Raw genomic sequence first — 10330 nt, 5'->3', positions numbered from 1 at the left:
TGCTGCAGCATCTTCAACGCTACATCGGCCGATCTTAGTGAAAGCGATATTAATGACTATAGGGTTGCTGGTGTTGATAACAAGGGCGTGCTGATTAAGCGAGCAACAAGCAGTCTTTTGATGAAAACAAGCAATCGCTTGATGAAACCAAAGGCGTCATAAAAATGACACTTGTCATTTTTATGACGCCTGACTACATTAACAGTGTTACTCAGGGTAAAAATGAGTCTATGACTCAGCTCCGTACTCGCCATATCTGGCAGTACGGTTTTTTTTTACCGCAATTTTGGCTCATTCCGCGGCTAAAACGAACCTTGTTCACCGATTTATCTATAAAAAACATGACATAAAAAAAGGAGCCGCAAGGCTCCTTTGATCGCACAACCGACTTACCGTTAAGACACTAGTGAGATGGCACACACTTGACTATGCCACCACGAGCCCCTTAACCACATCAAACGTCATTATTTTTTCGCTAAATAATACGCAATGGCCAGCAACTCGTCATAGGACTTGATGGCTCCCGTTTCAACACGGTATTTACCATTAACCACTAATGCAGGCACACCGGTCAGCTTGGCATTTTCGGTATCACGCTTCATTTTGGCCATTTGTGCTTGCACCATAAAGGATTCCGCAGCGGCATCGAATGCTTTACCGTCAACCCCATTGGCAATAAACAGTGCACGAATATCATTACGGTTAGTAAAGTGCTGTTTTTTATCGTGCAGCGCAGAGAACAATGCTGGTTCAACCTTCTCGGCAACATTTAATTGATGGGCAATCGCAAACGCGCGAGACATCTCTACTCCCATTTCTTTGCCGATAAAGTCAACGTGCGCTTGATTAAAAGCGATCCCTTCAGGTTTTTCCGCCATGATCTTTGGCACGACGGTTTTAGAGAAGGTGTAACAATGCGGGCAATAAAAAGAGAAAAACTCCATAATCTCGGGCTTGGCCGTCCCCGGACCGTCGTTGATCACAGTGTAATGGACGCCTTCTTCATATTGGGCAGCCGCAGTAACTGGAGCGATTGTCAGGGGCGCTAACAGTAGAGCAGCTGCCATAAGTAACGCTTTTTTCATGAAAATTCCTTAAATGAGTAATAGTAATTGGCTGGAGACTAACATATTCGATTTTTTGAGTGCAACTCAAGCCTAAGAGTTCAATCTATTGTGACAAGATATCTCGCCACGGCCGTTAAGCTGCAAAGATGCTAACGGCTCAGTCAACCCGCGCCCTTAATAGTAAGGAATAAGGCTAAGCGGCGGCTCATCTAAGGCGGCTAACTGTTCTTTAAAGGCGAGGATTTGTTGCTCCCAATATTTTTCATCCCCAAACCACGGGAAATGCATCGGAAAAGCCGGATCCCGCCAGCGCCGTCCAATCCAAGCATTGTAATGCACCATGCGCAGCGCTCGCAGAGGTTCAATTAATGCCAGTTGCCGCGTATCAAACTCACAAAATTCCTCATAAGCTTCGAGTAAGATCTCAAGCTGCAGCTGTTGCTGCGCCCGATCCCCGGTGAGCATCATCCACAGATCTTGAATGGCTGGCCCCATGCGCGCATCATCTAAATCCACAAAGCCGGGGCCATCGGGGGTCCACAAAATATTACCGGGATGCAAATCACCGTGTAATCGAATCGAGTGAAAACCTTGATGCGCCCAGATGGCATTGACTTTAGCCAGCACTTGCTCAACGACGGTAAAAAATGCCGTTTGCAAACTCGCTGGCACCACGTTAGCTTGCCTTAACCAAGCCAATGGCTCCGCGCCATGGATCTGTGGATTAAGTGGCTCGCGCTCAGTAAATACATCCTGAGCGGCATATTGGTGCATGCGGCCGATAAAGCGCCCGACTAATTCCAATTGCTCTAAATTATCCACCTCAAAGGCTCGTCCCCCCATTGAGGGGAACAGAGTGAATCTAAACCCTTGATAGTGATGGAGCGTTTTACCCTCTAGCACCACTGGCACTGCCATAGGGATGTCTTCAGCAGCCAGGGCGAGCGCGTAGTCGTGCTCCTCTTGGATCTGCGCATCGCTCCAGCGATCGGGGCGGTAAAACTTGACCACATACCGCGCCCCTCGGTCACTGCGAAATTGATAAACGCGATTTTCATAGCTGTTGAGTGCCAATAAGCCCGTTTCGGGGTAAATCCCTAAGCTTTCTATCGCATCTAAAATAAGATCGGGCGTTAAGGCTTGAAAATGAAACTCAGCGCTGCTGTGTAGCGTATCTTGCGGTTGACTCATAGGGCTTCACTTATTAGGTAAGGTGTTAGCAAAGTAGCTAAATATTCCAACACATCAAAATCGGTTGGCCTCAGGGTTGCGAGCCAACAACTGCCGCCGTAAAACTCGTAGTGGAGCCAAATTTGGCTGCCTTCAAACTCGAGCAACCATTGGTGTCTATCCGCTCCCCATTGGCGCTCAATAATGCTGCAGTCTAACGCTTGGCTCAAAGGCTCAGCAAAATCCGCAAAACGCTCAAAGTCGATAGCGGCGCTGAGCGCAAGGCTTAAGGCTTCTGGATCCAGCTTAAGGGCGGTTATCGACAAACGACTTAACGCCATAGTGTGTATTCCATCAATGATTCCCTCAACTACTACAGGACATGATTAACCCTTGGCCCCACGCGGGTGGGCGCTGGGCGAATGCATCATGCTCAATCTGCTCAGCAAAAGGGGAGGTAAGCAGCTGCTGCAGCCGCTCAAGGGGAGCAAGGTTACCCTCTTCGGCGGCGATTATCGCCTCCTGAGCTAAATAATTACGCAAAATATACTTGGGATTGAGGCTGTTACGCTCAGCTTGCCAGTGTGTCAGCTCGGAGATCTCTCCGACCCTTAACTGATAGGCTTGATACCAAGTATCAAAACCATGGGTATCAATAAAGTCATCCCGTAACGGGCTAAATCGACTCGAGGGATCGACCTTACCAAACTGGCGCCATGTTTGGGCATAATCGAGGTGATTTTGCTCCATTAACTGAGTAAAACGGCCAATGAGTTCTAAATCCTGCCGATCTTGCTCTTGAGTTGGCGCATCCCATGAGGGCAGCCCTAATTTAGCGCGCATCAATGCTAAATAGGACTCCACTAAGGCGGCTTGATATTGATTTAGCGCCGCAAGTAAATCATCAGAGGGGATCACCGGTGTCAACGCCTGAGCTAAACGCTGCAAATTCCACAAGCCAATCCCGGGCTGTTGCCCAAAGGCATAGCGCCCCTCGGGATCGGAGTGATTACAGATAAAATCTTCTTGAAAAGTATCCAAAAAGGCAAAAGGGCCAAAATCAAAACTGTCGCCGAGTATGGACATATTGTCGGTATTCATCACTCCATGAGCAAAACCGACTGCCTGCCAATGGGCGATCATCTTGGCGGTATCTTTCACCACCTGTAAAAACCAAGCCTTATAGCCACCGGCATCACAGCTCAAATGGGGATAATGTTGGGTCAGGGTAAAATGAAGTAGCCGCTTTAACTTATCCGTTTGGCCACGCTCACTGTGGCAACAATACTCAAAGTGACCAAAACGAATATGGCTGCGAGCCAGGCGCACCGTGATGGCCGCCGTTTCTTGGCTTTCACGCCACACGGGAAGATCGGATCCTATCACCGCTAATGCTCGGGTTGTTGGCACCTTTAGATGATACAGGGCCTCGGACACCAGAAACTCCCTGATGGCAGAACGCATCACCGCCCGGCCATCCCCGTGACGCGAGTATGGCGTCGGCCCCGCCCCCTTGAGCGCGACATCCCAAGCCCCCACGGGGCCTAAGGCCTCACCCAAAATAATTGAGCGGCCATCACCTAATCGCGGGGTATAACCACCAAACTGGTGGCCACTATAAACTTGAGCATAATAAGTCGCTCCTTCGATCTGGGCATTGCCCGACAATCCTTGGAGCAACTCATCGGTTGGCTGGGTTAAGCCAATTAATTGAGCTGCGGCATGACTCCAAGCCAGCCACTTGGGCTGAGTCAGCCCTTGAGGATACACTTGGGAATAAAGATCAGGTAATTGAGTAAAAAAATCCTGTTTGAATTCCACTATGGGGCCACCTATTGGCTTAAGGTCTTACAGCTAAGCCTCGAGGCATCATCGAGCTCACATAACTGGCCACACTGATACCCGCCCAACCCTAAATGACTGACACTTGAGCCACTCAGACGCTTCATGCCCTGAGCTTTACGCTGGCATTGCTCTAGCGTTTCATAATAGCCATGAATATCATCAACTTGTAATGGTATCGTGGGTGCGGCATCCGCATCGGGGTAATAAAAGAGTGTCCACTCCGGGGTTTTAGTGCAACCACTTTGTAACCATGAACCGACGATAAATAATGTTGCGACTGCAAAATTCGATTTCATTTACTATCCCAAAAATGCACGTTTTAAAATGCAAACGATAAAAAGGATCCCCTAACGGCAGCAACCCCAAGCGCTGGACTTTCACTCGCCGAAGCGGCCGGCAGGATTCGCTGCCAGTTAACACACTGTCCATTGGCTCGCGGTTAGCCATCCGTTCGCTGCCTGTGACGCAGATTCTACACTGAGTTCGCATCCGAGATAACTGCTTTTAGATGAAGGGCGGCATTCCATACTCGGGCCAGTTGATCGTTTGTGTGTTTGTCGCGATTGACGTTGCCGCCAAGACCGGTGCTCCGCACTCAGTCCGACGCTGATAGGTAACTCATTGCGATTGCTTGCGATTGCATCGTACTGGGTATACGCCTCTGTATGCGAAGATTCAAACTATCTTAAAAAATCGTCTTGGTAAGTGGGCTTGTATGTGATGCCAGTCGTAAACCGGATTAACGGCAATTGCCCCTAACCCAATAAAATAATTCTATTTTTTGATACAATCCCTCACAACATCGGGAGCAGGGCCGCAGTGAGGCCTTGGTCCATTGACCGCTTATGCGAGTATTCCCCCCAATCCCCCTAAAGGAGTCAAACTCATGCAAAAAATGCTGATTGTTGCCCACGCCAGTCCCTATGGCACCGAAAAACTGTTTAATTGTCTGCGTATCGCGTTAGCGCTCAAAGAACAGGATGAACAAGCCGTTGAGCTCAAGCTGTTTTTGATGTCTGATGCCATTTTTGGCGCTCTCAAACATCAAACCACTCCCGATTTAAGCTATAACCTGCAGCAAATGTTTGAGATCTTAAGTGCACAACAAGTGCCGATTTTATTATGTAAAACCTGTGCGAACGTGCGCGGAGTCAATGCCGATATGCTGATTGATGGCGCCGAGATTGGCACCTTAGAGGAACTCGCGCGCTGGACTCTCGCGGCTGACAAAGTGATGCACATATAAGCTGCATTTGTGCTAAGTCATGATGGGGTAAAGACCTCGTCGGCCTAAAGATTTATTTTGTGCACACCTTCATAAAATCGCGTTATCGCCTTTGTCAGTCGATAAATCCGTGTCTATCATGGGATATCCGAGTCACAAGCTAAGGTATTTCCATGGACACGGCAACTCTGCTGAGGGGCAAACTGCTTTACGAGCACCAGACCATTGAGGCCATGGTGAAAATTTATTGCAAAGCCAAGCATCATTCCCAGCCCTTATGTGAGGAATGTGCTGAACTATTAGAATATGCCGCCACGCGCTTAGATCGCTGCCCTTATGGCCAACATAAACCGACCTGTAATCAATGTCCCGTACATTGCTATAAGCCAGCACAAAAGAAAATCGTCAAAGAGATCATGATCTTTTCAGGTCCACGAATGTTGTTATCTCACCCCATTCGGGCTATCAAGCATATCTTAGCCGAGCGCAGCCCCGTCCCTGAAACCATCCCAGAGGCCGCGTCCAATAGGCATGTCCGTAATAATATCAGCCCCGCCAAAATTGACTAAGCACGTTAGCCCCTAATGCCATCGACCTTAGGCGAATGAGTTAAATCGCGAGTTGCGTGAAATGGCAAGCGTGGCATGAGTTGCAATATCCTTCATTGTTAAGCTCATTAATGCTTGCTCTGGAGCACGATAATGCCCCTTGCCTGCGCTTAGGCACAGTTTTACCCTGCGGCTAAGCGCCTATCCCATCAGCCTTGCGGCCAGCGCAACTCATGAATACCAAAATCCATTTAATAACATTTCATCTTCAAGGAGAGAGGAAGCGGATCCCATCGGAACGCATAGACATTAGATAAAAAAAAAGCCTGCTTTAATAGCAGGCCAAGACATGGTTCAAGCGTCCCTTTCGGGGAAGTCAATTACCGCGCTAGCGGGAAAAACCTGGCATACCCATGCAAACACACCGATATGCTACTTGAGTCTAAACACGCCAAAAGGCGCGACAAAGGTTGATGGAAAATGGAAACGCAACACTTTAAGGAGGGTTAAGCCTTAAAGTTCATGGCGAATAAACCGCCACGCAAAACATCAGTGTTTAACCAAGTGTTTTGCCAATAAACATGGTTATTGCCGATATACGACATAGTCAATACTCCCCCAAAACGGTGATAAAGTACTCTAGTGAAGCTTGGCTCGGTTCCATGGAACTAGAGATCCTCAAATCCATTGAGACCACTTGTCACTCGGTTCCTTGGAGAAAAATATCCATCCTGGATAGACTAGAGAGGAAAGGCCCACTGCCAATCCACGCTGGTCATTATATGCATATGTAGTTTTATTACAACCTCTATTTGTATTTTTTTTGATTAACGGCGTTTAATGTAATTAAATTACATAATTAATTGCAAAAAACATGATGAATTTGGCATAAAAGCGTCATCAAACAAGGTTAACCACCTAATAAATAATAGATTACATAATTATTTCGTCTAAACAGCCTTGAGCAAGCATTAATCGCCCTAAGCCCCCCACTTTCATCTACAGCATGTCACATCCACTCGCTCCGCCATCAAGACGCCACAGTGATGAGATAAAAACTCGCAGATCAAGATATGACCCATATCCAACATGCTACGCACTATATTAAAAAGCGCCCCACTATATTAAAAGCGACCCTCTATCAGTAATCTCCGTCAAGCGATGACAGTGGCATTGATGCCCCCACTCGCTGGCAACTTTCGCTGCCAGTGTAAAAGAACCCTGTCATCCTATCGCTATTTGCTGGCGAAGAATGTGCTAGAATGGCGACAATTTAGCCCTATACCCACAAGACCTTATGAGGGACATTCGAGTGACAGCCTTAAGTCAATTATATCCGCAACCTTTATGGCAATGGTTTGAACAAATTTGCGCCATTCCCCATCCCTCCAAACACGAACAAGCCTTAAGCCAATACATCAAACAATGGGCTCACAGCAAGCAGCTTGAACTTGTTGAAGATAACGTTGGCAACTTGATCATCCGCAAGCCTGCCACGCCCGGCATGGAAGACCGTAAAATCGTGGTGATCCAAGCCCATATCGATATGGTGCCACAGAAAAATGCCGATAAAGTTCATGATTTTACTAAAGATGCTATCGAAGCCTATGTCGACGGCGATTGGGTAAAAGCCAAAGGCACCACCCTAGGTGCCGACAATGGCATCGGTATGGCATCGGCCTTAGCGATTTTAGGCAGTGATGATATCAAGCACGGTCCATTAGAAGTGCTACTGACTGTCGATGAAGAGGCTGGTATGACTGGCGCCTTTGGTCTGCAGCCGGGGATGCTAAAAGCTGATGTCCTCATCAATACTGACTCTGAACAAGAAGGCGAAATCTACATGGGCTGCGCTGGCGGCGTGGATGCCCAGATTAGCCTGCCGATGGTATGGCAAGCCGCGGAGCAAAGTTATGCCTCATTTAGCTTGCAGTTATCGGGCTTAAAAGGTGGGCATTCTGGCGTTAACATTCACTTAGGTCGCGGCAATGCTAACAAGCTATTGGCGCGTTTTCTCTTTGAAAATGCCGATGAATTAGCGCTCGAATTAACCCAATTTAACGGTGGTTCATTGCGTAATGCCATCCCGCGGGAGGCCAATATCAGCTTTATGCTGCCATCGGAAAATGTCGCGGCACTAAAAGAAAAAATCACCGCATTTGAAACCTTAGTCCGCAATGAACTGGCCATTGCCGATCCCAATGTATGCTTAACGTTAAGCCCAATCCCCACGCCCAAACGCGTGATGAGTGAGAACAGCCAAAACACACTTATCGATTTATTGCACGTGTGCCCTAACGGCGTGATGCGGATGAGTGATGAAATCCAAGGCGTGACTGAAACCTCACTCAATGTCGGCGTCATCAAGACCGACGATGAACAGGTGACGATCCTCTGCCTCATTCGCTCACTGATCGATTCTGGGCGGAGCCAAATCGAAGGCATGTTAACCGCACTCGCTAATTTAACTGGCGCCGAAATCGATTTAAGCGGCGCTTATCCCGGCTGGAAACCGGATAATAGCTCGCCAGTAATGGCGATTGTGCGGGAAACCTATCAGGACATTTACCACAAAGAGCCGGTGATCATGGTGATCCACGCAGGCCTTGAATGCGGACTATTTAAAAAGCCTTACCCAGACATGGATATGGTGTCTATCGGCCCGACCATTCGCTTCCCCCACAGCCCCGATGAGATGGTCAATATCACCACCGTTGGCCAATATTGGACATTGCTACTGGCAGTGCTCGAGCGCATTCCTGCTCGGGACCAATAGGGGATTTAGCCTCACGAAATGACCGAGTTGCGAGCCATCGTTCGCCGCGGCTCGGTCATCTATTCGGCTAAAATGCGAGGTTAAGCTGCGTGGTAGCAACCGATGGCGCTGGAGACGAGCTAGGGTCATATAACCCCACCGACACCCCCACTAGCCGGATCCCACGCCCATGTTGCCGCGTCAACGCCTGTGCTAGCAGGCTGTAAAATAACGCCACCGACACCTCATCACTTTTGTGCTCTATCGTCGTTTGCTTAAAATCACTGAATTTAAGTTTAACCACTTGGCGCTGGATTTTAGCCCCCTCAAGGGTTCGCGCCATGCGGCGCTGTAACTCGGCAATAAGAGTCGACATCACCGGTTGGCACTGCTCTAAGGTATTGATATCTTGTGCGAGCGTCGTCTCAACCCCAATAGATTTACGCAGCCTATCCGGGCAAATAGGACGCTCATCAATCCCATGAGCCCGCTCAAATAGCGCTGCACCAAACTTACCAAAGTGCTGTAAGAGGGCTTGCCTTGGATACTGCTGCACCTGACCACAGGTCTGCAATCCCAATGCGGCCAGCTTTTCGGCGGTGACTTTGCCAACTCCAGGGATTTGACGCAAAGATAAGGTGTTAACAAAGGCGGCCACCTGCTGGGGAGGGATGACATATTGGCCATTGGGCTTATTCAGATCCGACGCCACTTTGGCTAAAAACTTCACCGGTGCGACACCCGCCGAGGCGGTCAGGCCAGTTTCGATTAAGATATCGCGGCGAATGGCCTCGGCAATGAGGGTCGCTGACCCTTGATATAGCGGGCAATCAGTGACATCTAAATAAGCTTCATCTAAGGAAAGCGGCTCTATTAATGGCGTATAACGGGCAAATATTCCCCGAATTTGCCGCGACACCTCTTTATAAACCTGCATGCGCCCAGGCACTAGAATGAGATCAGGACACAATTTAACCGCATAGGCAGTGGCCATAGCCGAACGCACACCAAACTTGCGCGCCTCATAGTTACAGGTACTGATCACCCCGCGGCGATCTAAACTGCCCCCCACGGCTAAGGGCTTGCCTCTAAACTCAGGAAAATCCCGCATTTCTACTGCGGCAAAATAGCAGTCCATATCGATGTGAATAATTTTTCGCACATTGCATTCCTCCGCCACCAAAATACTGTATATAAAAACAGTTATCAAGTGTGGCAGTATCAGGCAAACGCAAACGTCCCGCTAAGTATATAAAGTGACAGGAGAAAGTGACGCGAGAAAGCCAGATAAAAAGTGAGATGATCAGTGAGATAAGAAAGTGAGGTAAGAAAGTGACTACCCTATATCACCATCAAATTGGCGTTAACGCATGAGCGTTGCAACAAGCTGTCGTTGTAACGCAATAAACAGGCGGTCATCCTAGACGGAAAACCGCCACAACTGGCACTTATTAGCACCTAGATCACTTAGATCACTTAGATATAGTAGAGGTATTTGATGATCGTTAAGCACTCAACACACTCACAGTAAGAGCCCGCCGCAGTCAGCGACATCAACGACAGCCCCCCTTACTGTGGCAGTTAACTTACATTTTGGTTTGCAGATAATTAGGCAAACCAATACGTCCAATGAGACCGAGTTGTTTTTCGAGCCAATACATATGATCCGATTCAGTATCATCAAGTAACACTTCGAGGATCTCTCGGGTTTGATAGTCTT

9 protein-coding genes and 1 pseudogene are annotated in these 10330 nt (G+C 48.3%); 3 read left to right on the top strand and 7 right to left on the bottom strand.

What is annotated here, in order from left to right; all coding sequences use genetic code 11:
• Positions 1-464: 464 nt before the first annotated feature.
• From ACRCZA_RS16110 to ACRCZA_RS16090, 5 genes are all read right to left on the bottom strand, one after another.
• Positions 465-1085: a thiol:disulfide interchange protein DsbA/DsbL gene (locus tag ACRCZA_RS16110; RefSeq protein ID WP_438675401.1), complete on the bottom strand. Its 621-nt coding sequence runs from the start codon at positions 1083-1085 to the stop codon at positions 465-467.
• A gap of 156 nt (positions 1086-1241) precedes the next feature.
• Entirely contained in the window at positions 1242-2258 is a 1017-nt protein-coding gene (locus ACRCZA_RS16105) for a serine/threonine protein kinase (RefSeq protein WP_438675400.1), read from the bottom strand.
• Complete coding sequence (locus ACRCZA_RS16100) at positions 2255-2578, bottom strand: DUF3630 family protein (RefSeq protein ID WP_438675399.1); 324 nt, start codon at positions 2576-2578, stop codon at positions 2255-2257. Before ACRCZA_RS16100 ends, ACRCZA_RS16105 begins: the two co-directional genes overlap by 4 nt.
• Before the next feature lie 25 nt (positions 2579-2603).
• The gene (locus tag ACRCZA_RS16095; RefSeq protein ID WP_438675398.1) at positions 2604-4058 is read right to left on the bottom strand and encodes a protein adenylyltransferase SelO; all 1455 of its coding nucleotides are present in this window, start codon (positions 4056-4058) and stop codon (positions 2604-2606) included.
• Positions 4059-4069: 11 nt separating this feature from the next.
• Entirely contained in the window at positions 4070-4378 is a 309-nt protein-coding gene (locus ACRCZA_RS16090; protein ID WP_438675397.1) for a hypothetical protein, read from the bottom strand.
• Positions 4379-4968: 590 nt separating this feature from the next.
• Between ACRCZA_RS16090 and ACRCZA_RS16085 the strand changes: the two genes are divergently transcribed.
• The 3 genes from ACRCZA_RS16085 to ACRCZA_RS16075 all read left to right on the top strand — a co-directional run bounded on the left by ACRCZA_RS16085 (position 4969) and on the right by ACRCZA_RS16075 (position 8631).
• Positions 4969-5328: a DsrE/DsrF/TusD sulfur relay family protein gene (locus tag ACRCZA_RS16085; RefSeq protein WP_438675396.1), complete on the top strand. Its 360-nt coding sequence runs from the start codon at positions 4969-4971 to the stop codon at positions 5326-5328.
• A gap of 152 nt (positions 5329-5480) precedes the next feature.
• Positions 5481-5876: a nitrous oxide-stimulated promoter family protein gene (locus ACRCZA_RS16080; RefSeq protein WP_438675395.1), complete on the top strand. Its 396-nt coding sequence runs from the start codon at positions 5481-5483 to the stop codon at positions 5874-5876.
• A 1291-nt stretch (positions 5877-7167) separates the two neighbouring features.
• Positions 7168-8631, top strand: coding sequence for an aminoacyl-histidine dipeptidase (locus tag ACRCZA_RS16075; RefSeq protein WP_438675394.1), 1464 nt, complete (start codon positions 7168-7170; stop codon positions 8629-8631).
• Between the two features lie 67 nt (positions 8632-8698).
• Here the strand turns inward: ACRCZA_RS16075 and dinB are convergent, their stop codons facing one another.
• Together dinB and ACRCZA_RS16065 are read right to left on the bottom strand one after the other, a co-directional pair.
• Positions 8699-9772, bottom strand: coding sequence for a DNA polymerase IV (dinB, locus tag ACRCZA_RS16070; protein ID WP_438675393.1), 1074 nt, complete (start codon positions 9770-9772; stop codon positions 8699-8701).
• Between the two features lie 424 nt (positions 9773-10196).
• Positions 10197-10330 (bottom strand): annotated as a pseudogene (locus ACRCZA_RS16065) (bacterioferritin); the annotation flags it as partial.

It is taken from the genome of Shewanella sp. (assembly GCF_051658185.1).
Lineage (GTDB): Bacteria > Pseudomonadota > Gammaproteobacteria > Enterobacterales > Shewanellaceae > Shewanella.
The sequence above is the reverse complement of the archived record's forward strand: the minus strand, read 5'-3'. Positions and strand labels throughout refer to the sequence as shown.

Bases quoted from the DNA above. Each gene is read 5' to 3' on its own strand.
- ACRCZA_RS16110 (WP_438675401.1), bottom strand. From the start codon at position 1,085: ATGAAAAAAGCGTTACTTATGGCAGCTGCTCTACTGTTAGCGCCCCTG.
- ACRCZA_RS16085 (WP_438675396.1), top strand. From the start codon at position 4,969: ATGCAAAAAATGCTGATTGTTGCCCACGCCAGTCCCTATGGCACCGAA.
- ACRCZA_RS16100 (WP_438675399.1), bottom strand. From the start codon at position 2,578: ATGGCGTTAAGTCGTTTGTCGATAACCGCCCTTAAGCTGGATCCAGAA.
- ACRCZA_RS16080 (WP_438675395.1), top strand. From the start codon at position 5,481: ATGGACACGGCAACTCTGCTGAGGGGCAAACTGCTTTACGAGCACCAG.
- ACRCZA_RS16090 (WP_438675397.1), bottom strand. From the start codon at position 4,378: ATGAAATCGAATTTTGCAGTCGCAACATTATTTATCGTCGGTTCATGG.
- ACRCZA_RS16105 (WP_438675400.1), bottom strand. From the start codon at position 2,258: ATGAGTCAACCGCAAGATACGCTACACAGCAGCGCTGAGTTTCATTTT.